Annotated in this window: 28 protein-coding genes; 5 read left to right on the top strand and 23 right to left on the bottom strand. The window is 52.2% G+C overall.

Annotated features, from left to right (window positions below; all coding sequences use genetic code 11):
- Nucleotides 1-2: 2 nt before the first annotated feature.
- Entirely contained in the window at nt 3-647 is a 645-nt protein-coding gene (gene yfcF / locus C3D30_RS08215) for a glutathione transferase (protein ID WP_000042422.1), read from the bottom strand.
- A 134-nt stretch (nt 648-781) separates the two neighbouring features.
- Between yfcF and yfcG the strand changes: the two genes are divergently transcribed.
- The 3 genes from yfcG to C3D30_RS08200 are packed head-to-tail and all read left to right on the top strand — an operon-like array spanning nt 782 to nt 2,762.
- Nucleotides 782-1,429: a GSH-dependent disulfide bond oxidoreductase gene (yfcG, locus tag C3D30_RS08210; RefSeq protein ID WP_000566492.1), complete on the top strand. Its 648-nt coding sequence runs from the start codon at nt 782-784 to the stop codon at nt 1,427-1,429.
- Nucleotides 1,430-1,485: 56 nt separating this feature from the next.
- Nucleotides 1,486-1,848, top strand: a complete 363-nt coding sequence (folX, locus tag C3D30_RS08205; RefSeq protein WP_000068454.1) for a dihydroneopterin triphosphate 2'-epimerase — start codon at nt 1,486-1,488, stop codon at nt 1,846-1,848.
- Between the two features lie 20 nt (nt 1,849-1,868).
- Nucleotides 1,869-2,762, top strand: a complete 894-nt coding sequence (locus C3D30_RS08200; protein WP_016158689.1) for a TIGR01777 family oxidoreductase — start codon at nt 1,869-1,871, stop codon at nt 2,760-2,762.
- 46 nt (nt 2,763-2,808) lie between these two features.
- Here the strand turns inward: C3D30_RS08200 and rpnB are convergent, their stop codons facing one another.
- From rpnB to pdxB, 16 genes are all read right to left on the bottom strand, one after another.
- Nucleotides 2,809-3,711, bottom strand: a complete 903-nt coding sequence (gene rpnB, locus C3D30_RS08195; RefSeq protein ID WP_095575889.1) for a recombination-promoting nuclease RpnB — start codon at nt 3,709-3,711, stop codon at nt 2,809-2,811.
- A 196-nt stretch (nt 3,712-3,907) separates the two neighbouring features.
- Nucleotides 3,908-4,681, bottom strand: coding sequence for a histidine ABC transporter ATP-binding protein HisP (hisP, locus tag C3D30_RS08190; protein ID WP_001293616.1), 774 nt, complete (start codon nt 4,679-4,681; stop codon nt 3,908-3,910).
- Nucleotides 4,682-4,688: 7 nt separating this feature from the next.
- Nucleotides 4,689-5,405 (bottom strand): ABC transporter permease, encoded by a 717-nt coding sequence (locus C3D30_RS08185; protein ID WP_000569958.1) that lies wholly within the window; start codon nt 5,403-5,405, stop codon nt 4,689-4,691.
- Nucleotides 5,402-6,088 (bottom strand): histidine ABC transporter permease HisQ, encoded by a 687-nt coding sequence (gene hisQ / locus C3D30_RS08180; protein ID WP_000965518.1) that lies wholly within the window; start codon nt 6,086-6,088, stop codon nt 5,402-5,404. Before hisQ ends, C3D30_RS08185 begins: the two co-directional genes overlap by 4 nt.
- An 89-nt stretch (nt 6,089-6,177) precedes the next feature.
- A complete protein-coding gene (gene hisJ, locus C3D30_RS08175; RefSeq protein ID WP_021555577.1) occupies nt 6,178-6,960 on the bottom strand; it encodes a histidine ABC transporter substrate-binding protein HisJ in 783 nt (260 codons plus the stop codon).
- Between the two features lie 219 nt (nt 6,961-7,179).
- Entirely contained in the window at nt 7,180-7,962 is a 783-nt protein-coding gene (argT, locus tag C3D30_RS08170; protein WP_000748253.1) for a lysine/arginine/ornithine ABC transporter substrate-binding protein ArgT, read from the bottom strand.
- 263 nt (nt 7,963-8,225) lie between these two features.
- Complete coding sequence (gene ubiX, locus C3D30_RS08165) at nt 8,226-8,795, bottom strand: flavin prenyltransferase UbiX (protein WP_000825692.1); 570 nt, start codon at nt 8,793-8,795, stop codon at nt 8,226-8,228.
- Nucleotides 8,796-8,889: 94 nt separating this feature from the next.
- Nucleotides 8,890-10,407 carry an amidophosphoribosyltransferase gene (gene purF / locus C3D30_RS08160; protein ID WP_000334208.1) on the bottom strand — a complete coding sequence of 506 codons (1,518 nt, stop codon included), beginning with the start codon at nt 10,405-10,407 and terminating at the stop codon, nt 8,890-8,892.
- A gap of 36 nt (nt 10,408-10,443) precedes the next feature.
- On the bottom strand, nt 10,444-10,932 hold the full coding sequence (gene cvpA / locus C3D30_RS08155) for a colicin V production protein (RefSeq protein ID WP_000262106.1): 489 nt from the start codon (nt 10,930-10,932) through the stop codon (nt 10,444-10,446).
- A 248-nt stretch (nt 10,933-11,180) separates the two neighbouring features.
- Complete coding sequence (gene dedD / locus C3D30_RS08150) at nt 11,181-11,843, bottom strand: cell division protein DedD (protein ID WP_000146984.1); 663 nt, start codon at nt 11,841-11,843, stop codon at nt 11,181-11,183.
- The gene (folC, locus tag C3D30_RS08145; RefSeq protein ID WP_000584560.1) at nt 11,833-13,101 is read right to left on the bottom strand and encodes a bifunctional tetrahydrofolate synthase/dihydrofolate synthase; all 1,269 of its coding nucleotides are present in this window, start codon (nt 13,099-13,101) and stop codon (nt 11,833-11,835) included. The genes dedD and folC overlap by 11 nt, the downstream gene beginning before the upstream one ends.
- Before the next feature lie 69 nt (nt 13,102-13,170).
- Nucleotides 13,171-14,085, bottom strand: coding sequence for an acetyl-CoA carboxylase, carboxyltransferase subunit beta (gene accD / locus C3D30_RS08140; protein WP_000118402.1), 915 nt, complete (start codon nt 14,083-14,085; stop codon nt 13,171-13,173).
- A gap of 153 nt (nt 14,086-14,238) precedes the next feature.
- A complete protein-coding gene (locus C3D30_RS08135) occupies nt 14,239-14,898 on the bottom strand; it encodes a DedA family protein (RefSeq protein WP_000364335.1) in 660 nt (219 codons plus the stop codon).
- Between the two features lie 82 nt (nt 14,899-14,980).
- A complete protein-coding gene (gene truA, locus C3D30_RS08130) occupies nt 14,981-15,793 on the bottom strand; it encodes a tRNA pseudouridine(38-40) synthase TruA (RefSeq protein WP_001283597.1) in 813 nt (270 codons plus the stop codon).
- Nucleotides 15,793-16,806 (bottom strand): aspartate-semialdehyde dehydrogenase, encoded by a 1,014-nt coding sequence (locus C3D30_RS08125; RefSeq protein WP_001289152.1) that lies wholly within the window; start codon nt 16,804-16,806, stop codon nt 15,793-15,795. Before C3D30_RS08125 ends, truA begins: the two co-directional genes overlap by 1 nt.
- A 65-nt stretch (nt 16,807-16,871) precedes the next feature.
- Nucleotides 16,872-18,008 (bottom strand): 4-phosphoerythronate dehydrogenase PdxB, encoded by a 1,137-nt coding sequence (gene pdxB, locus C3D30_RS08120; protein WP_000699164.1) that lies wholly within the window; start codon nt 18,006-18,008, stop codon nt 16,872-16,874.
- A gap of 99 nt (nt 18,009-18,107) precedes the next feature.
- On the opposite strand from pdxB, the gene flk reads away from it, so the two are divergent.
- Nucleotides 18,108-19,103 (top strand): flagella biosynthesis regulator Flk, encoded by a 996-nt coding sequence (flk, locus tag C3D30_RS08115; protein ID WP_105286723.1) that lies wholly within the window; start codon nt 18,108-18,110, stop codon nt 19,101-19,103.
- Here the strand turns inward: flk and C3D30_RS08110 are convergent.
- Nucleotides 19,100-20,278, bottom strand: coding sequence for an MFS transporter (locus C3D30_RS08110; protein ID WP_105286722.1), 1,179 nt, complete (start codon nt 20,276-20,278; stop codon nt 19,100-19,102). The two genes, flk and C3D30_RS08110, sit on opposite strands and share 4 nt — an antisense overlap.
- Nucleotides 20,279-20,507: 229 nt before the next feature.
- Nucleotides 20,508-21,728, bottom strand: coding sequence for a beta-ketoacyl-ACP synthase I (gene fabB / locus C3D30_RS08100; protein ID WP_000817178.1), 1,221 nt, complete (start codon nt 21,726-21,728; stop codon nt 20,508-20,510).
- Nucleotides 21,729-21,886: 158 nt separating this feature from the next.
- On the opposite strand from fabB, the gene mnmC reads away from it, so the two are divergent.
- Complete coding sequence (gene mnmC, locus C3D30_RS08095) at nt 21,887-23,893, top strand: bifunctional tRNA (5-methylaminomethyl-2-thiouridine)(34)-methyltransferase MnmC2/FAD-dependent 5-carboxymethylaminomethyl-2-thiouridine(34) oxidoreductase MnmC1 (protein WP_105285567.1); 2,007 nt, start codon at nt 21,887-21,889, stop codon at nt 23,891-23,893.
- A gap of 55 nt (nt 23,894-23,948) precedes the next feature.
- Here mnmC and C3D30_RS08090 read toward each other — a convergent pair whose 3' ends face one another.
- The 4 genes from C3D30_RS08090 to mepA are packed head-to-tail and all read right to left on the bottom strand — an operon-like array spanning nt 23,949 to nt 26,442.
- Nucleotides 23,949-24,227 carry a YfcL family protein gene (locus C3D30_RS08090; RefSeq protein WP_000559764.1) on the bottom strand — a complete coding sequence of 93 codons (279 nt, stop codon included), beginning with the start codon at nt 24,225-24,227 and terminating at the stop codon, nt 23,949-23,951.
- Nucleotides 24,228-24,260: 33 nt separating this feature from the next.
- The gene (gene epmC, locus C3D30_RS08085) at nt 24,261-24,809 is read right to left on the bottom strand and encodes an elongation factor P hydroxylase (protein WP_001089209.1); all 549 of its coding nucleotides are present in this window, start codon (nt 24,807-24,809) and stop codon (nt 24,261-24,263) included.
- Nucleotides 24,809-25,618 (bottom strand): sulfite exporter TauE/SafE family protein, encoded by an 810-nt coding sequence (locus C3D30_RS08080; RefSeq protein WP_000447361.1) that lies wholly within the window; start codon nt 25,616-25,618, stop codon nt 24,809-24,811. Before C3D30_RS08080 ends, epmC begins: the two co-directional genes overlap by 1 nt.
- A complete protein-coding gene (gene mepA / locus C3D30_RS08075) occupies nt 25,618-26,442 on the bottom strand; it encodes a penicillin-insensitive murein endopeptidase (protein WP_001043810.1) in 825 nt (274 codons plus the stop codon). Before mepA ends, C3D30_RS08080 begins: the two co-directional genes overlap by 1 nt.

Raw genomic sequence — 26,442 nt, 5'->3', positions numbered from 1 at the left:
TATCAGCCAGATTGCTTCGCCGAAAGTGCAATAAAAAGCTGAACTGAAGCCCGCTGCCACTGGAATGCTGCATAATCCACCAGACGTTCCGGCACCTCATCACCCTGTAATACCAGGCGGTTAATCATTAACGCCAAATCAGTATCTGCAATACACCACTCACCAAACAGATTCGGCTGGTCATGCGCCAGTAAATGTTCTGCCATCGCGAACAGTTTCTCTGCACTGGCCTTTCCCTCCACCGTTAATGGCGCTTTTTTCGCACCAGCAAAGACAACATCCGTCGGACGCTCTTCGCGGATGGGCATCAGATCGCTGCGTAGCCAGGCCTGAATCTGCCGTGCCCGCGCCCGATTTTGCAAATCAAGCGGATAAATGCGCTCCCAGGTCGGCGGCGCAAAACGATCCTCCAGATATTCTGCAATGGCAGAGGATTCACTTAACTCAAAATCATCAATTTGTAACAACGGCACGCGCCGTGTCTGTCCGTAACCTTGCCACGTCGGCCGCAAATGTTCACCGCTGTCGAGGTTGATGGTTTTTATATGAAAAGGCAGGCCTTTCTCCTGCAACGCCACCCAGGCGGATAACACATAAGGGGAGAAAAAATGGGCATCTGACCACAGCGTGATTGCAGGTTTACTCATTATGTCCTCAGCGATAAATGGGCTTGCTATCAAACTATAGAGCCTTTTTGTCACGGTTACTTGATGAAAACTTACACAAGTCGCTGCGCTTTCTATACTTGATGTGTTCAGATTATTAGATAACCGGAGCTGCAATGATCGATCTCTATTTCGCCCCAACGCCGAATGGTCACAAAATTACGTTGTTTCTCGAAGAGGCGGGACTGGATTATCGCTTAATCAAAGTTGACCTCGGTAAAGGTGGTCAGTTTCGCCCGGAGTTTTTGCGCATTTCGCCCAACAATAAAATTCCGGCGATTGTTGATCATGCCCCGACTGACGGCGGTGAACCATTAAGCCTCTTTGAGTCAGGTGCAATTTTGTTGTATCTGGCGGAAAAAACAGGGCTATTTTTAGGTCATGAACCGCGTGAGCGCGCCGCCACATTACAGTGGTTATTCTGGCAGGTTGGAGGCCTGGGGCCGATGCTCGGGCAAAATCACCATTTTAATCATGCAGCGCCACAGACTATTCCCTATGCAATTGAGCGTTATCAGGTTGAAACTCAGCGTCTGTATCATGTGCTGAATAAGCGCCTGGAAAACTCGCCCTGGCTGGGCGGTGAAAACTACAGTATTGCAGATATTGCCTGTTGGCCGTGGGTTAATGCATGGACTCGCCAGCGAATTGATCTCGCGATGTATCCGGCAGTAAAAAACTGGTATGAACGAATCCGCTCACGTCCTGCTACCGGGCAGGCGCTACTAAAAGCACAAGTAAATGATGAGATTTCGAATAGTTAACAGAACCTGGTTCTCGTGTATTATTTAATCCTAAATAAAACAACGGAGAACCTGCAATGGCACAACCTGCCGCGATTATTCGTATAAAGAACCTTCGCTTACGTACATTTATCGGAATTAAAGACGAAGAGATTAACAACCGTCAGGATATCGTTATCAACGTGACGATCCATTACCCCGCCGATAAAGCGCGTACCAGCGAAGATATTAATGACGCGCTGAATTATCGCACCGTTACCAAAAACATCATTCAACACGTAGAGAATAACCGTTTCTCTTTGCTGGAAAAATTAACTCAGGATGTGCTCGATATCGCACGTGAACATCACTGGGTGACGTATGCTGAAGTGGAGATCGATAAACTTCACGCGCTGCGCTATGCCGATTCGGTATCCATGACCTTGAGCTGGCAGCGTTAACCGCTATATCGGGAGGCTGCATGAATATAGTGATCACCGGAGGGACGGGATTAATTGGTCGCCATTTAATCCCACGCTTGTTGGAACTGGGCCATCAGGTAACGGTGGTAACGCGTAACCCGCAGACAGCCAGTTCCGTTCTCGGCTCCCGAGTGACACTATGGCAAGGGCTTGCCGATCAAAGCAACCTCAACAGCGTTGATGCAGTAATCAACCTGGCCGGAGAACCGATTGCTGATAAACGCTGGACTCGCGAGCAAAAAGATCTCCTCTGCCAAAGCCGCTGGAATATCACGCAAAAACTGGTGGATTTGATTAACGCCAGCGACACGCCGCCGTCAGTGCTCATTTCAGGCTCGGCGGCGGGATATTATGGTGACTTAGGTGAAGTCGTGGTCACTGAAGAAGAACCGCCACATAACGAATTTACCCATAAACTCTGCGCCCGTTGGGAGGAAATTGCCTGTCGGGCGCAAAGCGACAAAACACGAGTGTGCCTGCTGCGTACCGGCGTAGTACTGGCTTCGGATGGCGGTATCCTCGGCAAAATGCTGCCTCCGTTTCGCCTTGGCCTGGGCGGTCCGATTGGCTCCGGTCGGCAGTATCTGGCCTGGATTCATATTGATGATATGGTCAACGGTATTCTCTGGCTGCTGGATAACGATCTGCGCGGGCCATTTAATATGGTCTCGCCATATCCGGTACACAATGAACAATTTGCCCATGCGCTTGGTCATGCGCTGCATCGCCCGGCGATTTTGCGCGTCCCTGCCACAGCTATTCGCTTGCTGATGGGGGAATCATCGGTTCTGGTATTGGGCGGACAACGCGCCTTGCCAAAACGGCTTGAAGAAGCGGGGTTCGCTTTTCGCTGGTACGATTTAGAAGAGGCGCTGGCGGATGTCGTTCGCTGATGTGGTTTACTGCAAACATCCGCCAGTTAATCCCAGTGTTACAGGATTAGTGGCTTTGCGCGATAAGATCGTCTGGCGAAAGTCTGGTCACCATCAGAACTAACTCTCTGTCTAACCCTCTCTCCAACATCTCCTGAGCAATACGCAGGGCTTCTTCGCGTTTGCCCAGAATTAATCCATCATTCCGCCCTTCTTCACGTAATCTGTCAGCAATGGTCATCAGTTTCTCCTTTTCTTGTGGTGCGCGTTCTGTTATCTCACCAATAAATGCACGGAAACGCTGGGCATCCCCTGTTTGTAATACGTAATTAAACAGGGCTTTTAGCTGTCTGTCATTAGTGTTCCCTGTAACTAGCAGCGAAACAATTTGATCGACTAATCCCAACAGATCGCGCTGGCGAATATGTTTCTGAATTAACTCCAACAGCGCCATTTTGCGGTGTTGCATAATCTCGTCATCCGGCACCACGGTAATATCCACCAACGGAAACGCTGATGAATATATTTTGCGGGCAATCGCAGGCTCAGCAAATTCATCAAGCCAGCAGAGAGAATAAGGATAAGGGCTTCTGCAACCATGATAAAACAGCATTGGGATCACCAACGGAAGTTCTTTATAGCCCGCATCCAGATGGTTTTGCATCGCCGCGATGGAATAGCGCATCATGCGAAAAGCCATTAGTTCTTCCGGCTTACTTTGGTGCTCTATCACTACATAAATATAACCCACTCCCTCCTGCGTTTTCACAGACCACAAGAGGTCGGAATAATATTGCCGCAGGTCTTCATCAATAAAACTGTTGGGTTCCAGTTTGAGCGTCGTTAAATCACACAGTTTGCGCAGCGGTGCGGGAAGATGAATATCAATAAAATCCCGCGCAGTGTCTGGATGGCGTAAAAAAGATTTAAATACCGCATCATGCGGCGTGGAAGTTGTCGATATTGTCATGGCGTTCCGTCACCCCTCAAATTTAAGATGACGCGACAATAACCACGATTAACACCCAATGCAGCAGGCAGTTTTTATCTTTGGACAGCGAATTCAGAAGTATTTTTAGCGGACTGCAACTTTTACATTTCAGCGGAAGCTGACTCGCAAATTCCCCCTGAAAATACACCGGCAGCATTAGCCACCGGAGAGATAATTATTTTAGCGATCCCTTAAGGAACTGTTGCAGACGCGGACTTTGCGGGTTGCCGAATAACTTTTCTGGCGTACCCTCTTCTTCAATTTTCCCTTGATGAAGAAAAATTACATGCGTGGAGACGTGGCGGGCAAAGCCCATTTCGTGGGTCACTACAACCATCGTTTTCCCCTCTTCTGCGAGCTGCTGCATAATACGCAACACCTCGCCTACCAGTTCAGGATCGAGCGCCGAGGTAGGTTCATCAAACAGCAGAACTTCCGGTTCCATTGCCAGCGCCCTTGCGATGGAAACACGCTGTTGCTGACCACCGGACAGGTGCACCGGGTATTTACCCTGCGCACGTTCGTCTATGCCGACTTTCGCCAGATACTTCACCGCCCGCTCGCGAGCTTCCTGCTTGCTCAGGCCCAACACCTGAATCGGCGCTTCCATGACGTTTTCCAGCACCGTCATATGGCTCCAGAGATTGAAGTGCTGGAACACCATGGTCAGGCGTGTGCGCAGTAAGCGCAGCTGATTTTTATCGGCGACTTTGAGTTGACCGTCTTTGTCACGCACCAGATTGATCGTCTGACCATTAACCACGATCGATCCTTCGCTCGGCTTTTCGAGGAAGTTAATGCATCGCAAAAAGGTACTTTTCCCCGATCCCGACGACCCGATGATGCTTATCACATCTCCGGCGTTCGCCTGCAGGGAAACCCCTTTCAGCACTTCATGTTCGCCGTAGCGTTTGTGCAAATCGATAACGTTTAATTTATTCTCGGACATCGTATTCTCAGTGCGTTGAAGAAGGTTTCACATGCTGCAACCAGCGTTTTTCCGCTCTGCGAAAGAGGCTGATCAGGACATAAGAGATGATTAAATAGAGCACCGCGGCAATGCCGAAGGCGGTAAAAGGTTGATACGTGGCGGCGTTAATATCGCGGGCTATTTTCAGCAGATCCGGCACCGTGGCCGTAAACGCCAGCGCAGTAGAGTGCAGCATCAGGATCACTTCGTTGCTGTATGCCGGTAACGCAATACGCAGCGCAGAAGGCAAAATAATGCAGCGATACATTTTAAAGGTTGAGAAACCGTAGGCTCTGGCGGCTTCAATTTCCCCATGCGGCACTGAACGGATTGCCCCGGCAAAAATCTCGGTAGTATAAGCGCAGGTGTTAAGCGTCAGCGCCAGCACGGTACAGTTCAGGCCACTGCGGAAGAAAGCGTTAAGGAATTCGGTTCCCTTAACAATCTCCAGCGTGTACATGCCGGAATAGAACACCAGCAACTGAACATACAGCGGCGTACCGCGAAAAATATAGGTAAATAACCAGATTGGAAACTGGATGTATTTATTACTTGAGACACGACCAATCGCCAGAAACAGCGCCAGGACTCCGCCTATCACTACCGACAAAATAAGCAGCCACAGAGTGATCGCCACACCAGTAAAGCGATAACCGTCGGTCCACAGCAGCGGTTTCCAGTATTCATGTAAGATTTCGATCACAGGTCAGCCCTCTTCACACCCACGGAGTAGCGGCGCTCAAGGAACAGCAGCACACCATTGGAAACGGTGGTGAAAACCAGATAAATCACGCCGCAGACGATGGCGAAATAGAACGGTTCCCAGGTACTTTTACCCGCAAGTTGCGTGGCTTTGACCACATCTTCCAGGCCGAGTAACGAAACCAGAGCGGTAGATTTAAGGATCACCTGCCAGTTGTTGCCAATGCCTGGCAGGGCGTAACGCATCATCGCCGGAAACATGATCCGCCGAAACACTTGCCCACGAGTAAAACCAAACGCCGTCGCCGCCTCTATATGCCCTTTCGGCACTGCCATAAAAGCACCACGGAACGTTTCGGTAAAATAAGCACCGTAGATAAAACCGAGAGTGATAATACCAGCGACCATCGGATCGATATCAATCTGCCCGACGCCCATCGCCTCCGTCACCGTGTTTAGCGCAATCTGCAAACCGTAGAAAATCAGCAGCATCAACACCAAGTCCGGCACGCCACGAATCAGCGTGGTGTACCCTTCGAAAATCAGCCCCGAAAGCCGATTTTGCGAGAGCTTACCGCCAGCGCCAATTAAACCGATGATTACAGCGAGCACTACAGAGCTGATCGCCAGCTCCAGCGTGACGAGCGCACCCTGTAAAATAACACCTGAAAACCCATACAACATGCTGCCTGTCCTGTCGTGTGTGGTGAATTACCGCCTCTTGTCTCCCTCCGGTTACCCGAAGGGAGCGGGCTTTCTTTCACCGATGGCGATTAACCACCATAAACATCAAAATCGAAGTACTTTTTCGCTAATTTCTCGTAAGTACCGTCAGCGCGCATTTCGGCAAAGGCTTTGTTCAGTGCCTCGCGCAGTTCGTTATCTTCTTTACGCAGGCCCATGCCGGTCCCTACGCCAAACAGTTTTTCATCTTTAACAGACGGACCACCGAATTTGTAATCTTTACCGACGGATTGTTTGAGGAAACCTTCGCTGGCAGCGACCTCATCCTGGAACGCGGCATCAATACGTCCGGCAGTCAGGTCAGAATAAATGTTGTCCTGCCCCTGATACGAGACGATTTCAATGCCTTTTGGTGCCCAGTGTTCATTACCGAACGTCTCCTGGGTGGTGCCCTGCAATACGCCTACCCGTTTGCCTTTCAGCGACTCGACTGTCGGCTGAATGTCGGAATTTTTCGCCACCACCAGACGAGAATCGGCAGCGTACAGTTTGTCGGTGAAGGCAATTTCTTGCTGACGTTTTTCCGTAATGGAAAGCGATGACATGATGGCGTCAATCTTCTTCGCTTTTAAGGACGGGATTAACGCATCCAGCGGGTTTTCGACAAACGTACATTGCGTATTGATGCGCTTGCACAACTCCTTCGCCAGATCGATATCGAAGCCAACCAGTTCGCCTTGTGAATTTTTTGATTCAAATGGCGCATAGGTCGGATCGGTGCCGATGCGGATGTTTTGCGGGATCGCAGCAAACGCTGCAGTTGCGCTGGAGAAGGCCAGAACCAGAGAGAGCGATAGCACCAGTTTTTTCATAATGTCCTCAACTGACAGTCTTTTTATAGGGAATATTTACAGGTTTGTTACACTTATCGTGCCATAAAATTGACCATCAAGGCAAAATATCCCGCCCCGTTAGACGTATTATTTTTCATTAAAAATGCTTAAGTATGCATTTCAATGCACCACGATAGTGCAACAAACCTGGCGTGCACCATGATGATTCCCCATCAGGCGCTACTTCCCTGCGACGTATCAGTCACCATAGACATTAAAGTCGAAATACTTTTTCGCCATCTTGTCGTAGGTGCCGTCCTGACGCAGTTCGCCAAGCGCCTTATCAAAGGCGGCTTTCAGTTCGGCATCATCTTTACGTAGCCCTACGCCTGTACCATCACCGAAGTATTTTTTGTCTTTCACTGATGAGCCAGCAAAGGCGAACTCTTTACCGGCGGGTTGCTTGAGGAAACCTTCGCTGGCAGCCACTTCATCCTGCAGAGCGGCATCCAGACGACCAGCATCCAGATCGGAATAGACCAAATCCTGGTTAGCATAGGCCACCACATCGACGCCTTTACTGCGCCAGTTGTCATTAGCATACGCTTCCTGGGTGGAGCCTTGCAGCACGCCAACATGTTTACCTTTCAGTGAATCCAGCGTCGGCTGGATCGGCGAACCTTTGGCAGCAATCAAACGAGAATCTGCGGCGTACAGCTTGTCGGAGAAGGCAATCTCCTGCTGACGTTTATCGGTAATGGAGAGCGACGAAATAATGGCGTCGATTTTTTTCGCTTTCAGTGAGGGGATCAGCGCATCAAAGTCACTGGCAACCCAGGTACATTTCACCTGCATCCGTTTGCACATCTCGTTACCGAGATCGATATCAAAGCCAACAAAGTCACCTTTGGCATCTTTCGATGAGAACGGTGCATAGGTGGTATCCGTTCCGATACGTACCGTCTCCGGCAGCGCCGCATAGCTGGAAGCCGCTGCGGAGAGACCGACTAACAAAGACAGAGCGAGAATCGACTTCTTCATACATAACCCTCAAGTGAAATGGCTTTTTTATGTTGTGTATTGTGTTGTGTGTTGCAGGCTCTTTCATGCAGGTCTTATGCCATCTTGCCGACAGCAGAAACATTCGATGTTAAATATGTTAACAAGACGTTGCGTTATTGTCCTGAAGTTGAAGATAGCAGGTATGACGGTTCAATCGCAGCGTTTCGATTCAATGACAGGAACAAAATGTCGAGGATTTGATCGCGGTTGCAAAATTGCCCTGAAACAGGGCAACAGCAAAGTTATACGCCCTGCCAGCGGGCAAAGAGATCTTCGGGAAGGGTTATCGCAAACTGGTCAAGTACACGGTTAACCGTCTGATTTATCACATCATCAAGCGATTGTGGGCGATGATAAAACGCCGGAACGGGAGGCATAATCACCGCACCAATTTCCGCCGCCTGAGTCATTAACCGCAGGTGGCCTAAATGCAACGGTGTTTCACGCACGCAGAGCACCAGCGGGCGACGCTCTTTCAGCACCACGTCTGCCGCACGGGTCAGTAAACCATCGGTATAGCTATGGACAATGCCGGAAAGGGTTTTGATTGAACAGGGTAAAATCACCATCCCCAACGTCTGGAAAGAACCGGAAGAAATGCTGGCAGCAATATCGCGCGCATCGTGCGTCACATCGGCTAACGCTTGCACCTCGCGCAGGGAAAAATCCGTTTCGAGGGATAAGGTCTGGCGCGCCGCCTGGCTCATCACCAGATGCGTTTCAACATCTGCGACATCGCGCAGAACCTGTAATAAACGCACGCCATAAATCGCGCCGCTGGCACCGCTGATGCCTACAATGAGTCGTTTCATAAATAGTTGCCCTGTCAGACTTGCAGGCAGACTTTGCAGGATTTCGGCGGGAGTTGCAAGTCAGGGTGCCAGACCGGCACCCTGCGTGAAGGCGTCATCCTTCGTTATGCATTTCCAGATTTTCTACTTCGTTCTGGCGCTGCACCGCTTTGGCGTCGTCATTACGTAAAGTATCGAGGAAATCGAGGTAGCCCTGATCAACATCTTTGGTGACGTAGACGCCGTTGAACACCGAGCATTCAAACTGCTGGATATCCGGGTTTTCAGCGCGAACGGCTTCGATCAGATCGTTGAGATCCTGGAAGATAAGTCCGTCAGCACCAATGATCTGGCGAATTTCATCCACTTCACGACCGTGGGCGATAAGCTCCGTGGCGCTCGGCATATCAATACCATAAACGTTCGGGAAGCGAATTTCCGGTGCCGCAGAGGCGAGGTAAACTTTCTTCGCTCCGGCTTCGCGTGCCATCTCGATAATCTGCTCAGAGGTGGTGCCACGGACGATAGAGTCATCGACCAGCAGGACGTTTTTATCGCGGAACTCGGCGCGGTTAGCGTTCAGTTTACGACGCACGGACTTACGACGCAGTTGCTGACCCGGCATGATGAAGGTGCGACCAACGTAACGATTTTTGACAAATCCCTGGCGGTACGGTTTACCCAGAATTCGAGCGATTTCCAGCGCGATATCGCAGGAAGTTTCCGGGATTGGAATAACCACGTCGATATCCAGATCTTCCCATTCACGGGCAATTTTTTCGCCAAGTTTCGTTCCCATATTGACGCGGGCGCTGTAAACGGAAATTTTGTCGATGAACGAGTCCGGGCGGGCGAAGTAAACATACTCAAACAGGCACGGATTGCTGACCGGATTGTCGGCACACTGGCGGGTAAACAACTGTCCGTCTTCAGTGATGTAAATCGCTTCACCAGGAGCGACATCACGCAGGAACTCAAAGCCCAGGGTGTCGAGCGCAACGCTTTCAGAAGCGACCATATATTCTGTGCGATTCTCATCAATATCGCGCTTCCCTAACACCAGCGGACGAATGCCGTTAGGATCGCGAAACGCGACCATACCGTGGCCGATAATCATCGCCACACAGGCATACGCGCCACGGATCTGGCGGTTTGTGGCGGCAATGGCGGCAAAAATGTTGTCGGCTTCCAGCGGGTAATGGCGAAAGTTGTCCAGTTCACTGGCGAAGATATTGAGCAGAATTTCCGAGTCGGAAGTAGTGTTGATGTGGCGGCGTTTTTCTTCAAACAGCTTTTTACGCAACTCGTGAGCGTTAGTCAGATTGCCATTATGGGCAAGCGTGATGCCATACGGGGAGTTAACGTAAAACGGCTGTGCTTCAGAGGCGCTGGAGCTGCCAGCCGTAGGGTAACGCACATGACCAATGCCCATATTGCCCTGCAAACGCTGCATATGGCGAGCTTCAAATATATCGCTCACCAGACCGTTCGCTTTACGCAAACGGAAGCAGTTATTGGCATCAATGGTGATGATGCCAGCGGCATCCTGACCGCGATGCTGAAGCACCGTTAAGGCATCATAAATCGATTGGTTAACCGGCATAACACCGGCGATACCGACAATACCGCACATACGTCTTTTTCCTCGTTAAGCCACATCTCAGAACCGTTAGATCCTGGGCAAGAAACTTGACGAGCTTTGCAGATAATCAAAAAACCATCTGATGATAAAACTGAACTGCGGGATCAGCTGTGATTTGCTCCAGTCTTCGCTTTTCGACACTCCGGTAAAGGAGTCGAGAAAGAAAAGAATGGCAGCAACAATCAGCACACCACGCAACGCACCGAAACAGACGCCCAGCACCCGATCGGTGCCTGACAACCCTGTTTTCTCCACTAGCTGGCCTATCACGAAGTTCACGATAGCGCCAACGATAAGCGTGGCAATAAACAGTACCGCGATGGCAATCCCATTTCGAACCAGTTCGTCTTCAAAGCCCGTAAACCAGGGTGACAGGTAAGTGTAGTAATGACTGGCGACAAAGAAAGCACAACCCCATGTCACCAGCGATAACGCTTCACGAACAAAGCCACGGATCAGGCTAACCAGAGAGGAAAAAGCAATCACCGCGATTATGGCGTAATCAATCCAGACCATATGTGTCCCACGATTTTACGCCCTGTCATCCTGTTCGGGGCGCATTCTAACAGAAAAAGAAAACGTTTGCGTAGGGATTTCCTTCCCACGCATCAATAAAAATGGCGCTGAAAAAATATTCAACGCCATCGGTTTTTTTTGCCTTTGCGGCATCGGGCAATACGTGTCGGATGCGGCGTAAACGCCTTATCCGACCTACAGGGCTGCTCCTGTTCGGGCCTGATAAGATCGCATCAGGCAAGACCGTATTAATTCGGCGTATAGCCCATTACCACGCCGCTTAAGCCAGAAAGCTGCTTCAGCTCACCCAGCGAGCCTTTCAGCTTCTCTTTCGAGGCATCCGGCCCAACCAGAATACGGGTAATTTTACCCTGTACTGGCGTTGACGGCGACGTATAAACCCGGTATCCCGCACCGCGCAATTTACCAACAATCTCATTCACTTTGTCGGCATTTTTCAGCGCGCCCAGTTGCACAACATACGCTTTACCCGTCGGTGCAGCTTTTTCCTCCACGACCGGTTTCGGTTCTGGCTTCGGCGCAGGCGGTGCTTCTACTTTCGGCTTAGGCGGCTCCACCGGTTTTGGTTTCGGTGGAGCGACCGGTGCAGGTTCCGGTTCAAACTCGGTATTATTGGCCGCAATAATTGCCGGATCGAGCGAAGGTGCCGCAGCATCGCCCGCACGCACCTCCTCTGCAGCCCCTTCAGGCGGCTGTGTCGGCAATGCCTGGGTAGCGGCTGGCATCATATCAGGCTCATCGCGATCGCCCGCTTTAGGCACCAGCGGGATTGCCGCGAACTCATCCTGATAATGTTTTTTCTGCCCGTCCAGCAGCCCTGGCAGCACAATCACTCCCAGCGCCACCAGCACTATTGTGCCAACTAACCGATTCTGAAACTTACTCGCCACCGCTTCTCCTCGCGTCAATCACTTCCATGACATGTGCGACCGTGTGGAATGAACCACACACCAGCACGGTATCTTCCGGTTTAGCGTCCGCCATTGCAGCATCCCATGCCTGCGCAACGCTATCAAATGATTTGCCGTTACCCAAATGCTCAAGCAGTTGTTCTGCCGTGGCACCGCGCGGCCCTTCCAGTGGCGCACAATACCAGTCATCCACCACGCTTTTCAACCAGGCCAATGTCCCAGCAATATCTTTATCATGTAGCATACCGATTACTGCCAGTACGCGCCCGTTTTTCGGTAACGCTTTCATACGCCCGGTAAGATATTCTGCCGCATGGGGATTATGGGCGACATCAAAAATGACGCGTGGCGACTCGCTCACAATCTGGAAACGTCCCGGCAAAATTGCGCTGGCAATACCATCGCGAATTGCCTGCTCACTGACCTCCAGGCCGCTGGCACGCAGCGCCGCCAGCGCCGTTGCGGCATTCGGTTGTGGGACAAGCGGTAACGGCAGGTTTTCCAGCGTACCGTGTGCGTCGGTAAACGACCAGTCATGGTCGCTGACGGAATAATTCCACTCTACGCCTCGACGTCGCAACAGTGCGCCCTTCTCATGCGCCACATCGGCGATGGTGTACGGCATTTCAGGTTCACCAACGATCGCCGGTCTTTCACTGCGGAAGATCCCTGCTTTCTCGCGACCAATGCTTTCGCGATCTGGCCCCAGCCAGTCGGTATGATCCAGCGCAATGCTGGTCACCACGGCTACATCAGCATCGACAATATTGGTGGCATCCAGACGACCACCCAGCCCCACTTCCAGAATTACCACATCAAGTTGCGCCTGTTTAAACAGCCACAGCGCCGACAACGTGCCGAATTCAAAATAGGTCAGGGAAATATCACCGCGTGCCGATTCAATCTCAGCAAAAGAGGCGGTGTGGGCCGATTCTGGTAGTTCCTGACCCTGTACACGAACGCGCTCGGTATAACGCACCAGATGCGGCGAACTGTAAACACCCACTTTGTACCCTGCCGCCATGAGTATCGATTCCAGCGTGCGGCAGGTTGTGCCTTTGCCATTAGTACCCGCAACGGTAAACACAAACGGTGCTGGTTTCAGAACGCCGAGACGCGCTGCCACCTGGCTTACGCGCTCAAGGCCGAGATCGATAGTCTTACTGTGCAGGTTTTCCAGATAAGAAAGCCACGAAGCCAAAGGCGACGCGGCTTGAGGTGTGCGTTTGATAATCATGGTATCCGCTGATTCATTACGGGGATAATAGCAAAAGGGCAGAGCCAGCGGCCCTGCCCTTATCAGTTATCAGGCCTCAGGTTCCTGATCCGGTGCTGGTGGCACCACTTCGCCTTCACGTGGCGCTTCAGGATTTGGCGCTGGCAGATTCATCAGCTTCGCCAGAATGCTCGCCAGTTTCAGGCGCATTTCCGGACGGCGGACGATCATGTCGATCGCGCCTTTTTCGATCAGGAACTCACTGCGCTGGAATCCCGGCGGCAGTTTTTCGCGAACGGTCTGTTCAATAACACGCGGGCCGGCAAAGCCGATCAACGCTTTCGGTTCAGCAATATTGAGATCGCCAAGCATCGCGAAACTTGCAGAAACGCCGCCCATGGTCGGATCGGTCAGTACGGAAATGTACGGCAGACCGCGCTCTTGCATTTTCGCCAGCGCCGCAGAGGTTTTCGCCATCTGCATCAGCGACATCAGCGCCTCTTGCATACGTGCGCCACCAGAGGCGGAAAAGCAGATAAGCGGGCAGTTGTCTTCCAGCGCCTGCTCAACGGCACGCACAAAACGAGCACCCACTACGGATCCCATTGAACCGCCCATAAAGGCAAATTCGAAGGCAGCAGCAACGACCGGCATTCCATACAGGGTGCCTTTCATTACTACCAGCGCGTCTTTTTCGCCGGTTTCTTTCTGTGCTGATGCCAGACGATCTTTATACTTTTTGGAGTCACGGAACTTCAGCACATCTTTCGGCTCAAGCTCGCTACCCAGCTCCACAAGGCTTCCTTCATCTAACAGGCTATGCAGGCGATTACGCGCCGTCATACGCATGTGATGGTCACACTTCGGACAGACCTCAAGATTACGTTCCAGCTCTGCACGGTATAAAACCTGACCGCAGCTATCACACTTAGTCCACACACCTTCAGGAATGCTTGCCTTGCGGGTGGGAGTAATGTTGCTTTTAATTCGTTCAATCCAGCTCATTAGGGACCTTTCTGTCTGAACCTGGTTCGATGCCAGTTTTATCTTTGGGGACGCATAATGCCATTTTTGCCCCCAACAGACCATTAATGTTGCACATTAAAACATAACAGCCCGAAACTTTGGATAAAAAAGTGGTCGAACCGCCGAGTTACTTTATTTTGCGGCGCGTGCCGCAGCGCGTTTGTGACGGATAATTTCGATGACGCCCGGCAATATGGAAACCACAATAATCCCGACGATCAGCAGCTTAAGGTTATCCTGAACCATTGGGATTGTACCGAAGAAATAGCCTGCGTAGGTAAAAAGCAGTACCCATAACAGCGCGCCGATCACATTGTAAGCGGCGAAATGACGGTACGACATGTGGCCCATCCCCGCAACAAACGGGGCGAACGTTCTGACGATCGGCACAAAACGGGCGAGAATAATGGTTTTGCCGCCGTGTTTCTCATAAAACTGATGCGTTTTGTCGAGATAGCTACGACGGAAAATTTTCGAGTTCGGATTACTGAATAATTTCTCCCCGAACAACCGTCCGATGGTGTAGTTAACTGCATCACCAACAATCGCGGCAATTAACATCAGTACGACCATCATATGAACATTGAGATCGTTGGTTTCAAGCGAAGCCAGTGCTCCAGCGACAAACAGCAGCGAATCTCCCGGCAGAAACGGTGTCACCACCAGACCGGTTTCACAGAACAAAATCAAAAACAGGATGGCATAAACCCAGACGCCATACTCTGCGACCAGCTCCGCCAGATGCACATCAATGTGCAGGATAAAATCGATGAGGAAATAAATCAGGTCCATAATTGCCTATGCCTTTTGCTCTTACTCTTTCAGGCCGTAACTGCGTTGGCTACGGCCTGAAATGTTCAGAGCATTATTCTCATTAGTCCGCCAGAAATAGCGGGCCCATTGGCGGCTTTGGAAGATCAAATCGGTCAGGGTAATCCACCGCAACCAGATACAGACCTTCCGCTTTCGCCGTTGCTGCCGCCAGCGTTCTGTCCTTTGCCGCCAACAGCTCTGCTATCCAGCTCTCTGGCTGGTTGTGGGCACCGACTTCCATCAGGCTGCCAACAATATTCCTCACCATATGGTGTACAAAGGCATTCGCTTTGATATCCACCACCACATAAGGACCGTGACGCGTGACGTTGATATGCATAACATTGCGCCACGGCGTTCGGGACTGGCACTGCACCGCGCGAAACGAGGTGAAATCATTCTCGCCCAGCAGACATTGCGCAGCCCGATGCATCCGTTCGGCGTCCAGCGGTTCGTAAAAGTGGGTTACCCCTTTACTCAGTACTGCCGGGCGCAGCCGATGATTGTAGATGATGTAGCGATAACGGCGAGCCGTGGCGCTAAATCGGGCATGAAAATCATCGGGTACAGCTTTAACCCAACGAACGGCGATGTCACCAGGTAAATTCGCATTTACGCCCAACGTCCACGCAGCGTCTTTACGCTGCGCGGTGGTTTCGAAATGCACAACCTGCCCGGTGCCGTGTACGCCTGCGTCGGTACGCCCGGCGCAGAAGACGGTGATCGGTTCGTTCGCCACCTGCGAGAGCGCCTTTTCCAGCTTCTCCTGCACGCTGCGAACTTCGTTCTGCCGTTGCCAGCCGTAATATCTGCTGCCGTCGTACTCAATGCCCAGCGCAATTTTATAAACTGGCGGTTGTTGCTGGTCGGACATTAGTACAGGTACTCCTGCACCAGTTTTTCAGCGATCTTCACTGCCATCAATGCGCCGCCAAAGCGAACGTTATCAGCCACCGACCAGAACTGAATTTGTTCCGGCATACCATAGTCATTACGCACGCAACCAACAGAAAGATGCGGCGACCCGGAAGCATCGCCCACCTGCGTTGGAAATTCATTCTCTTCAGAAAGCTCAATATCTTCGCTTTGAGCAAACGCATCACGCGCTTCTTCCGCCGCCAGCGGACGCAGTGCTTCAAAGTTGACCATCTGAGCATGACCATAAAATACCGGTGCCTGGACGACGCTTGCCGAAATCATCAGTCCTTCGTCCTGCATAATTTTGCGCACTTCATCGACGATACGGCGTTCTTCGCGCACGCTACCTTCGCGATCCGGCAACAGGGGTAGCATGTTGAACGCCAGCTGACGACCAAAGAAATCTTCTTCATCAATCGGAATACCGTTGAGCAATTTCGCGCTCTGCCCTGCTAACGCATCGACCGCTTTTTTACCCTGGGCGGAGGCAGAAATCAGGCTGGTGACGCTGATACGAGACAAACCGCCCTGATCGATTAACGGTTTCAGTGCTGCCAGTAACTGACTGGTCAGGCTATCAGGAACAGCAATAACGTTGCGATTACGGTAGTCCGTCAGTACAAAAGGATTCACTTCCGGCACCACCAGCGGTACGTCGGGTTCGAGAGCAAACAATCCGCTGCTGTCGATCACCAGACAACCCGCGTTGGTCGCTTCTTCAACCCAGGCAGCGGTCGCTTCTTTGCCTGCGACAAAAAATGCAAGTTGCGCCTGCGTCCAGTCAAATTCAGCGGCATCCTGCACGGTGATTGTCTTACCACCAAAGCGCAGATGTTCACCTGCGCTTTCGTTACGTGCCAGTGCATAAATTTCCCCAACCGGGAACTGACGTTCAGCCAGCGTTTCAAGCAGGGCTTCGCCCACAGCGCCAGTTGCGCCCAGGACGGCAATGTTCCAGCCTTCAGACATGGTGGTTTACTCCAGAAATAGCAAAGCTCCCTGCCAATATTACAGCAGAGAGCATGAAGAAGAGATTAACGTGCCGGATGATGAACGGCGTTAAAACCCAGTTTACACAGTAATGCCGCCGCGCTGGCGTCATCACAGATCACATACAGAGACGACCATTCACGGCGCTCAAGGTAGTTTTTGCGCAGTTTATCAAACTCACCCGGTATCCCGGCGACTTTACGCAGCGGTGCGTCATCGCGGCGCACATCATACACCAAATGCACCAGCCTTTTCAGCGTTGGCTGATCGAGCGAGCCATGCAGCGTAATGCGACCAAACTCTGGCGTTGGCAATAAGGTATCCAGCGCAACGTGCTGCTCATGACCAATAAATTTGCTGTATGCTTCAAATACTTGTGTGGTTCCGCGCGCTTTTCCTTCCAGGGTATAACCGGCGATATGCGGCGTGCCGATATCCACTTTCTTCAACAGTTCTACGTTGAGTTCCGGCTCCCCTTCCCAGACATCCAGCACCACGCTTAACTTCTGGCCTTCGTTCAGGCAAGTCAATAACGCGGTATTATCAACGACCGCGCCACGGCAAGCGTTAATCAAGATCGTCCCTGGCTTCAGGCGGCGGATCAATTTTTCATCCGCCAGATGTAGCGTTTTGTACGGCCCATCTTTAAAGAGCGGTGTATGGAAAGTCAGAATATCCGCGTGCTGAACCAGCTCATCAAGAGAACGGAAATCTCCCTCATCCCCACGATCGGCGCGTGGCGGATCGCAAAGCAAGGTTTTAATCCCCAACGCCTCCAGCCGCGCCTGTAATCGACGACCGACATTACCGACGCCCACGATCCCCACGGTACGGTCATGCAGTGAAAATCCATCGCGTTCGGCAAGCATCAGCAATGACGAGAAAACGTATTCCACTACCGCAATCGCATTACAGCCAGGTGCCGCAGAAAAACCAATTCCCGCCTGCTTCAACCATGCCTCATCAACATGGTCTGTCCCTGCCGTGGCAGTGCCAACAAATTTTACCGGTTTCCCCGTCAGCAGCGACGCGTTCACTTTTGTGACTGAACGCACCATCAGCGCATCTGCATCATCCAGTTCAGCGACTGGAATTGGACGCCCCGGAACCGCTTTCACCTCACCCAGACGGCTAAATAATTCGCGGGCATAAGGCATATTTTCATCAACAAGGATTTTCACGTTTGTGCTACCTGTATGAGAACGAGAGTTAACCGTACAAGTGTGCCATAATCTCGCGGCCAGGCATACTTGCGATGATTTCAGGTATAAGGATACGTAATGATACAACCTCTTTCAGGCCTTCCACCTGCGCAACCACCAGGTCAGGGGGATAACCTGTCGTCTGGCGCAGGCAATCAGCCTTTATCCAGCTTGCAACGTACCGCGTTGGAAAGTTTGATGACCAAAATAACTTCGCTGACGCAACAGCAGAGAGCGGAATTGTGGGCCAATATAAAGCACGACATCGGTCTGCCGGGTGATTCACCTTTGCTTTCACGCCACTTCCCGGCCGCAGAACAAAACCTTGCGCAACGTCTGCTGTCTGCGCAAAAAAGTTATTCTGTCCGCCAACTTCTGGCTCAATTGGGGGAGTATTTACGTCTGGGGAATAATCGTCAGGCCGTCACGGATTATATCCGGCATAATTTTGGTCAGACGCCGCTGAATCAACTCTCACCAGAGCAGTTAAAAACCGTCCTGACTCTGCTACAGGAAGGGAAGATGGTTATCCCGCAGCCGCAACAGCGCCAGGCGACCGATCGACCTTTATTACCAGCGGAGCACAATACGCTCAAACAACTGGTCACAAAACTCGCGGCAGCCACGGGGGAACCCAGTAAACAGATCTGGCAATCGATGCTGGAACTTTCAGGGGTGAAAGATGGCGAGTTGATTCCGGCGAAACAGTTTAACCATCTGGTCACCTGGTTACAGGCGCGTCAGGCGTTAAGTCAGCAACACACACCGACGCTGGAGTCGCTCCAGATGGCGCTAAAACAGCCACTGGATGCCAGCGAGCTGACGGTATTATCGACCTATGTTGAGCAAAAGTATGGCCTTTCTACGCATTCAGCCCTGACTTCTGCACAGGCCGAGGATATCCTTAACCAGCTCTATCAGCGGCGGGTAAAAGGCATTGAACCGCGTGATATTCAACCGCTGTTCAATCCCTTTACCCCATTAATTGACACGATACAAAAAATATCAATGCGCCCCAGCTTGTGGATATTATTCGTCGTCATCATTGTGATGTTGTTTTGGCTGGTGAGTTAACCCCGGCGAAACGCCAGTATCGTCACGATAATCCCCAGCACCGCCGATATCGCCCCGGCAAGAAATACTGAAGAGTAGCCAAACGAGGTCGCCAGCACTCCCGCCAGCGGCCCGGAAACGCCGAGGGCGATATCCTGAAACGCGGCATAGCCGCCGAGCGCAGTACCGCGAACCTGGGAAGGAACACGTTTAACCACTTCCACGCCCAGCGCAGGGAAAATAAGCGAACACCCAGCTCCGGTTAACGCCGCGCCAGCTAACGCGACCCACGCGCCCGGTGCCTGCCAGAGCAGCAACAGGCCTACCGTTTCCACCAGCAGAGAGACAATCGCCACTTTTACGCCGCCAAAACGGTCTGGCATCCAGCCAAACATCACGCGCATAACGACAAATGCGCCGCCAAAGGCAGTGAGCGTAAAGCCCGCCATCGCCCATCCTTTGCTGGCAAAGTAAAGCGAAACAAAAGTCCCGATAACCGCAAAGCCAACACCCTGAAGCGCCAGTCCTAGCCCTGGTTTCCAGATAAGCCCAACAACGCTCCACAGCGATGGGCGTTCTCCCGCCATTGCCGGTACTTTGCGTACTGTGCCATTGCAGCCCCACGCCAGTAAGGGTAATGCCATTGTGGTGAGCGCCAGTGCGGCAAAATCATAATGGCTATGAATCAGTAAGCCAAGCGGTGCGCCGACTGCCAGTGCGCCGTAAATGGCCATTCCGTTCCAGGACATCACTTTACCAGAGTGTTTCGGCCCGACAATGCCTAATCCCCATGTCAAAGCCCCTGTCAGCAACTGACTTTCACCAAAGCCAAGAATCAAACGTCCGACAACCAGCAGAGTAAATTTAATCGGTGCAGAGACGGGTAAAAGCGCCGCCAGCAGCAACGCGCCGCCAGCCAGACCACAAGCTAACATCCCCTGAAGCGCCGAACGTTTTGCGCCATATTGATCGGCCAGCCGCCCGGCGTAGCCACGCGTCAGCACCGTAGCCAGAAACTGAATGCCGACGGCAATCCCGACCATGGTGTTGCCATAGCCCAGTTCATGATGAACAAACAGCGGGATAACCGGCAACGGTAACCCTACGGTCATGTAAGTTAGAAAAACCGCAAAGGCGATACGAAAGAGTGAAAAATTGGCAGAAGATCGTGTTTCTGTTTGGCTTACAGCAGTCATGCATTACTCCAGAATGCAGCGCAAGGCGAGGAGTGTCCCCGTCTCATCTCTCTGGTTTTCAGGGTTACGGTGCGTCGCGTACGTGTTTTCAGAAGGCAATTGACAAAGCGGGAAGTTTGCCTGGAAGCGGCAGCGATTGTCAACGATGTGAAAAAGGGAACCATCAGGTTCCCTTTTGCGTTACTGTCGGATGAGACGCTGGCGCGTTTTATCCGACCGACTCTACCTATTAATCTTTCAGCTTACGCATTACCAGCGTGGCGTTGGTGCCGCCGAAGCCGAAGCTGTTAGACATAACGGTGGTCAGTTCGCGATCGGTTGTTTCGGTCACGATGTTCAGACCCGCCGCCTGCTCGTCCAGCTCTTCAATGTTGATGCTCGGGGCGATAAAGCCGTGTTCCAGCATCAGCAGAGAGTAGATAGCTTCCTGCACACCCGCCGCGCCCAGTGAGTGACCGGTCATTGCTTTGGTTGCAGAAATTGCCGGGCTCTTGTCGCCGAACACTTCACGGATAGCCGCCAGCTCTTTCACATCGCCAACCGGAGTCGAAGTACCGTGAGAGTTCAGGTAGTCGATTGGGGTATCAACGCCGTGCATCGCCATCTTCATGCAGCGAACTGCGCCTTCACCAGACGGAGCAACCATATCTGCGCCATCAGACGTTGCGCCGTAGCCAACGATTTCAGCGTAAATGTGAGCGCCACGTGCCAGAGCGTGTTCCAGCTCTTCCACCACGACCATACCGCCGCCGCCAGCGATAACGAAACCGTCACGATGAGCGTCATAAGTACGGGAGGCTTTTTCCGGGGTGTCGTTGTATTTGGTAGACAGCGCGCCCATTGCGTCGAATTCGCACGCCATTTCCCAGCACAGCTCTTCGCCGCCGCCAGCAAACACGATATCTTGTTTGCCCAGTTGGATCTGCTCGACTGCGTTGCCGATACAGTGTGCGGAAGTCGCACACGCGGAGCTGATGGAGTAGTTAACACCGTGAATTTTAAACGGTGTGGCGAGGCAGGCAGAAACGCCAGATGCCATCGCTTTGGTGACCACATACGGGCCAACCGCTTTCAGGCCGCGCGGGCCGCGCATTGCGTCAGCGCCGAACACCTGGAAACGCGGGGAACCGCCGCCGGAACCTGCAATCAGGCCAACGCGCGGGTTATTCTGGTAAGCTTCCGGAGAGAGGCCAGCATCTGCAATTGCCTGCTCCATAGAAAGGAATGCATAGATGGATGCGTCGCTCATAAAGCGCACAACTTTGCGGTCAATGAGGCCAGTGGTATCCAGTTTTACGTTGCCCCAGACGTGGCTACGCATGCCGGAATCCTTCAGCTCCTGAGAGAAAGTGATCCCTGAGCGTCCTTCACGCAGAGATGCCAGGACTTCCTGCTGGTTATTACCGATGCTGGAAACAATGCCCAGGCCAGTAATCACTGCACGTTTCATTCAATACCTCTGTAAGTCGCACATAGAGTAAGTTTCGAATGCACAATAGCGTACACTTGTACGCCGAACAAGTCCGATCAGACAATTTATAGAGAAATTTGCGCGGCCTGACACACATCGCTAAGATCGAGCCACCGCCTGTAAGACGAGTAACTTACGTGAAACACTACTCAATACAACCTGCCAACCTCGAATTTAATGCTGAGGGTACACCTGTTTCCCGAGATTTTGACGATGTCTATTTTTCCAACGATAACGGGCTGGAAGAGACGCGTTATGTTTTTCTTGGGGGTAACCAATTAGAGGCACGTTTTCCTGCTCATCCAGATCCTCTGTTTGTGGTAGCGGAGAGCGGCTTCGGCACCGGATTAAACTTCCTGACGCTTTGGCAGGCATTTGATCAGTTTCGCCAGGCGCATCCGCAGGCACAATTGCAGCGATTGCATTTCATTAGTTTTGAGAAGTTTCCCCTCACCCGTGCTGATTTAGCGTTAGCGCATCAACACTGGCCGGAACTGGCGCCGTGGGCGGAACAACTCCAGGCGCAGTGGCCTTTACCCTTGCCCGGTTGCCATCGTTTATTGCTCGATGAAGGACGCGTAACGCTGGATTTATGGTTTGGCGACATTAACGAACTGACCAGCCAACTGGACGATTCGCTGAATCAAAAAGTGGATGCCTGGTTTCTGGACGGTTTTGCGCCTGCGAAAAACCCGGATATGTGGACGCAAAATCTCTTTAACGCCATGGCACGTCTGGCGCGTCCTGGCGGCACGCTGGCGACCTTCACATCTGCCGGATTTGTCCGTCGCGGTTTGCAGGAAGCCGGATTCACAATGCAAAAGCGTAAGGGCTTTGGGCGGAAACGGGAAATGCTTTGCGGCGTGATGGAACAGACATTACCACTCCCCTCCTCCACGCCGTGGTTTAACCGTACAGGTAGCAGCACACGGGAAGCCGCAGTTATCGGCGGCGGTATCGCCAGCGCGTTATTGTCTCTGGCGCTGTTGCGGCGCGGCTGGCAGGTAACGCTTTATTGCGCGGATGATACCCCTGCGCTGGGTGCTTCTGGCAATCGCCAGGGGGCGCTGTATCCGTTGTTGAGCAAACATGATGAGGCGCTGAACCGCTTTTTCTCTAATGCGTTTACTTTTGCTCGTCGGCTTTACGATTTATTGCCCGTTAAATTTGATCATGACTGGTGCGGCGTCACGCAGTTAGGCTGGGATGAGAAAAGCGAGCATAAAATCGCGCAGATGTTGTCGATGGATTTACCCGCAGATCTGGCGATGGCGGTCGATGCAAATGAGATTAAAGGCGTTACAGGTGTTGCGACAAATTGTGGTGGTATCACTTATCCGCAAGGCGGCTGGCTGTGTCCGGCAGAACTTACCCGTAATGTGCTGGAACTGGCGGAACAGCAAGGTTTGCAGATTCGTTATCAGCATCAGTTAAAGGATTTATCCCGTAAAGATGATAAGTGGCAACTGACATTTGCGGATAGTCAGCAAACGATGCATAGCGTGGTGGTACTGGCGAACGGGCATCAAATTAGCCGTTTCAGCCAAACATCGCCTCTGCCAGTGTATTCAGTTGCCGGGCAGGTTAGCCATATTCCGACAACGCCGGAACTGGCGAAGCTTAAGCAGGTGCTGTGTTATGACGGTTATCTCACGCCACAAAATCCGGCGAATCAGCATCATTGTATTGGCGCCAGTTACCATCGCGGTAGTGAGGACACGGCGTACAGTGAAGATGATCAGCTGCAGAATCGCCAGCGGTTGATTGATTGTTTCCCACAGGCGCAATGGGCGACAGAAGTCGATGTCAGTGAAAAAGAGGCTCGTTGCGGTGTGCGTTGTGCTACCCGCGATCATCTGCCAATGGTGGGAAATGTGCCCGATTATGACGCAACGCTCGCGGAATATGCCTCGCTGGCGGAACAGAAAGATGAAGCGGTAAGCGCGCCGATTTATGACGATCTGTTTATGCTTGCAGCTTTGGGTTCGCGTGGTTTGTGTTCTGCCCCACTGTGTGCCGAAATTCTGGCGGCGCAGATGAGCGACGAACCGATTCCGATGGATGCCAGTACGCTGGCGGCGTTAAATCCGAATCGGTTATGGGTGCGGAAATTGTTGAAAGGGAAAGCGGTTAAGGCGGGGTAATCTGCTCTGGCATTGCTTGCCGGATATGGCGTGAACGCCTTATCCGGCACATTACTTACTGCTGTGACGCCTGCTGAAACAGGTTTTCCCACATATCGGTCACCAGCGCCTGGTCACGCGGCGACAACTCACCTGCACCAATGGCTTTTTCCAGACTCTGGCTAACGGTTGTATGCACCGCCTGGGCGGAGTGGTCATCACCACTTTCCAGTTCTGCGATGGCTAATGTCAGGTGGCCACGCAAATATCCACTGGCAAACAACTCATCATCACTGGCATGGTCAACCATACCGTCGATTAATGCCAGAATGCGTGATTCAAACTCCGCGATCATCTTCTTTCCTCATTGTAAAACGTGGCGCTGACTTCAGTTGAGCTCTTCCGGCCACGGGAACTGTTCCGCCGTAAGTTCCGGCGTGTGATAATAATTTTGTAATGCGTTTATGAAACGTGCCGGACGTTCGGGAATACCGTTTGCCAGATAATCCATGACCTGAGCATGTACCCGCCGTTGAAACACCACGCGATCCGGTTCGAAGTCGCCTTCCAGATTGTCGCAGCTAACATTAAACGGATATCCCGCCGCCACGCAGAACAACCAGTCGAGCGCCTGCGGCTTAACTTCAACATCTTCAAACTGGCTTTGCGTTTGGGCATCGCGTCCGTCCGGGCAATACCAGTAACCGAAATCAACCAGTTCACGGCGCGCTTTCCCGGCAATACACCAGTGCGAAATTTCGTGGATGGCGCTGGCATAAAAACCATGAGCAAAGACGATTCGGTTATACGGTACTTCCGCATCAGCAGGAAGATAGATCGGTTCGTCGTCGCCTTTAATCAGACGGGTATTAAATTCATCGGCAAAGCAGCCATTAAAAATTTCAATCAACTGCTCGTAGTGATGTGTACTGTTCATTAGTTCATCCCCAACCAGTGGAGGATCTCCTGTCCGTGGCTATCGTAAAGTAATTTGGCACTCATCACCGCCGAGACGATAACAATCATCGGGCGGATCAGCTTTTGTCCTTTGCTCAACACCAGTCGTGAACCCATGCGCGCGCCGAGGAACTGCCCCACCAGCATCACAAAACCCGTCGCCCAGATCACTTTGCCGCCGAGAATAAACAGCAACAGGCCGCCGATGTTTGACGTCGCGTTGAGTAATTTGGCGTGGGCGGTGGCTTTGGCAAGATTAAATCCGCACAGCGTAACGAAGGCCAGCGCATAAAACGATCCGGCTGCCGGACCAAAGAATCCATCGTAAAAACCGACACAACCACCGGCAATTAACGCAAAAGGTAGGCCGTACATCCGGCGCTGGCGATCTTCTTCTCCCAGTTTGGGCATCAGCAAGAAATAGAGACCGATACAAATCACCAGGATGGGTAAAATCTGCCGTAGCACATCAGCCTGCACGTACTGCACCAGCAATGCGCCGCTCATTGAACCAACAAAGGTCATGGCGATATTGAGTTTCTGATCGCTTAAGCTGACGACTTTGCGGCGAATAAAATAGATAGTGGCGGAAATAGAGCCACCGCAGGCTTGCAGTTTATTAGTTGCCAGCGCGTTAGCCGGAGACATCCCCGCCGCCATCAATGCCGGAATGGTGAGTAACCCACCGCCACCGGCAATCGAGTCAATAAATCCCGCCAGCATGGCGACAAAAAAGAGAACGCCCAGCAATAGCGGGGAGACCATAAACAGGCTATTAAACGTTTCCATTAGATCACGTGCTCATCCAGTAGCGCCTGGCAGGAAGGCGGCAACGGAGGCGGTGTCTTCTTCTCAGGCTTGGTTGTTCCTGGTTTCGGTGGTTCAAACCAGCTTTGCAGTTCAGCCCCGCAACCATCGCCTGGTGGCGGTAAAGGTTGATCTTCACACTCCAGACTATCGGCAGGACAACGTAATCGTACATGCATATGCGCACGATGCTGGAACCAGGGTCGCACTTTACGCAACCAGTCGCGATCGGTGCCCGCATCAAGGCAAAGTTGTTGTTTAATCGCCGGATTAACAAAAATGCGGGTGACGTCTTTGTCCTGCGCAGCGAGTTTGATCAGGCTGAAAATTTCCGGCTTCCACAGCGTCGGGACGACGTGTTTGCCGTCGCGGGAAACTAAGTCCAGTGCCTGCGGGCGCAAGAGCTGCGCGGAGGTCCAGCGTTTTTTCGGCAGTTGCAGGAAGATATCGACATCCAGTCCGGTCTGGTGGCTGGCGTGACCACCGTTGAAGCGCCCACCAGCAGGCATCCCCATATCGCCAATCAGCACCGTACCCATGCCCAGATTGCTCACCTGGCTACTCAGTCGCTGGATAAACATCACCAGATCCGGGTGTCCAAAATAGCGACGCTGGTCGGTACGCATCACCTGATAATGTTCGGACTGTATCGGCAGCGTGTCAGCGCCGACGATACAACCATTAGAAAAACTGCCTATCGATTGTGCGCTACCCGGCACAGGTTGGGTTATTTTTTGCCACGGCGTCGCTGCCAGGCTGGCGCTACTGGCAAGCAGGGCCAGCAGCGCAATCGCGGTTTTGTTCAT

This window comes from Escherichia sp. MOD1-EC5433 (assembly GCF_002966005.1).
Taxonomy (GTDB): Bacteria; Pseudomonadota; Gammaproteobacteria; order Enterobacterales; family Enterobacteriaceae; genus Escherichia; species Escherichia ruysiae.
Note: the sequence above shows the minus strand (reverse complement) of the source record. Positions and strands in the feature narration are given on the sequence as shown.

Excerpts from the sequence above, each read along its gene's own strand:
- yfcF (WP_000042422.1), bottom strand. The coding sequence starts at position 647 with ATGAGTAAACCTGCAATCACGCTGTGGTCAGATGCCCATTTTTTCTCC.
- yfcG (WP_000566492.1), top strand. The coding sequence starts at position 782 with ATGATCGATCTCTATTTCGCCCCAACGCCGAATGGTCACAAAATTACG.
- folX (WP_000068454.1), top strand. The coding sequence starts at position 1,486 with ATGGCACAACCTGCCGCGATTATTCGTATAAAGAACCTTCGCTTACGT.
- C3D30_RS08200 (WP_016158689.1), top strand. The coding sequence starts at position 1,869 with ATGAATATAGTGATCACCGGAGGGACGGGATTAATTGGTCGCCATTTA.
- rpnB (WP_095575889.1), bottom strand. The coding sequence starts at position 3,711 with ATGACAATATCGACAACTTCCACGCCGCATGATGCGGTATTTAAATCT.
- hisP (WP_001293616.1), bottom strand. The coding sequence starts at position 4,681 with ATGTCCGAGAATAAATTAAACGTTATCGATTTGCACAAACGCTACGGC.
- hisQ (WP_000965518.1), bottom strand. The coding sequence starts at position 6,088 with ATGTTGTATGGGTTTTCAGGTGTTATTTTACAGGGTGCGCTCGTCACG.
- hisJ (WP_021555577.1), bottom strand. The coding sequence starts at position 6,960 with ATGAAAAAACTGGTGCTATCGCTCTCTCTGGTTCTGGCCTTCTCCAGC.
- argT (WP_000748253.1), bottom strand. The coding sequence starts at position 7,962 with ATGAAGAAGTCGATTCTCGCTCTGTCTTTGTTAGTCGGTCTCTCCGCA.
- ubiX (WP_000825692.1), bottom strand. The coding sequence starts at position 8,795 with ATGAAACGACTCATTGTAGGCATCAGCGGTGCCAGCGGCGCGATTTAT.
- purF (WP_000334208.1), bottom strand. The coding sequence starts at position 10,407 with ATGTGCGGTATTGTCGGTATCGCCGGTGTTATGCCGGTTAACCAATCG.
- cvpA (WP_000262106.1), bottom strand. The coding sequence starts at position 10,932 with ATGGTCTGGATTGATTACGCCATAATCGCGGTGATTGCTTTTTCCTCT.
- folC (WP_000584560.1), bottom strand. The coding sequence starts at position 13,101 with ATGATTATCAAACGCACACCTCAAGCCGCGTCGCCTTTGGCTTCGTGG.
- accD (WP_000118402.1), bottom strand. The coding sequence starts at position 14,085 with ATGAGCTGGATTGAACGAATTAAAAGCAACATTACTCCCACCCGCAAG.
- C3D30_RS08135 (WP_000364335.1), bottom strand. The coding sequence starts at position 14,898 with ATGGACCTGATTTATTTCCTCATCGATTTTATCCTGCACATTGATGTG.
- truA (WP_001283597.1), bottom strand. The coding sequence starts at position 15,793 with ATGTCCGACCAGCAACAACCGCCAGTTTATAAAATTGCGCTGGGCATT.
- C3D30_RS08125 (WP_001289152.1), bottom strand. The coding sequence starts at position 16,806 with ATGTCTGAAGGCTGGAACATTGCCGTCCTGGGCGCAACTGGCGCTGTG.
- flk (WP_105286723.1), top strand. The coding sequence starts at position 18,108 with ATGATACAACCTCTTTCAGGCCTTCCACCTGCGCAACCACCAGGTCAG.
- C3D30_RS08110 (WP_105286722.1), bottom strand. The coding sequence starts at position 20,278 with ATGACTGCTGTAAGCCAAACAGAAACACGATCTTCTGCCAATTTTTCA.
- fabB (WP_000817178.1), bottom strand. The coding sequence starts at position 21,728 with ATGAAACGTGCAGTGATTACTGGCCTGGGCATTGTTTCCAGCATCGGT.
- C3D30_RS08090 (WP_000559764.1), bottom strand. The coding sequence starts at position 24,227 with ATGATCGCGGAGTTTGAATCACGCATTCTGGCATTAATCGACGGTATG.
- epmC (WP_001089209.1), bottom strand. The coding sequence starts at position 24,809 with ATGAACAGTACACATCACTACGAGCAGTTGATTGAAATTTTTAATGGC.
- C3D30_RS08080 (WP_000447361.1), bottom strand. The coding sequence starts at position 25,618 with ATGGAAACGTTTAATAGCCTGTTTATGGTCTCCCCGCTATTGCTGGGC.
- mepA (WP_001043810.1), bottom strand. The coding sequence starts at position 26,442 with ATGAACAAAACCGCGATTGCGCTGCTGGCCCTGCTTGCCAGTAGCGCC.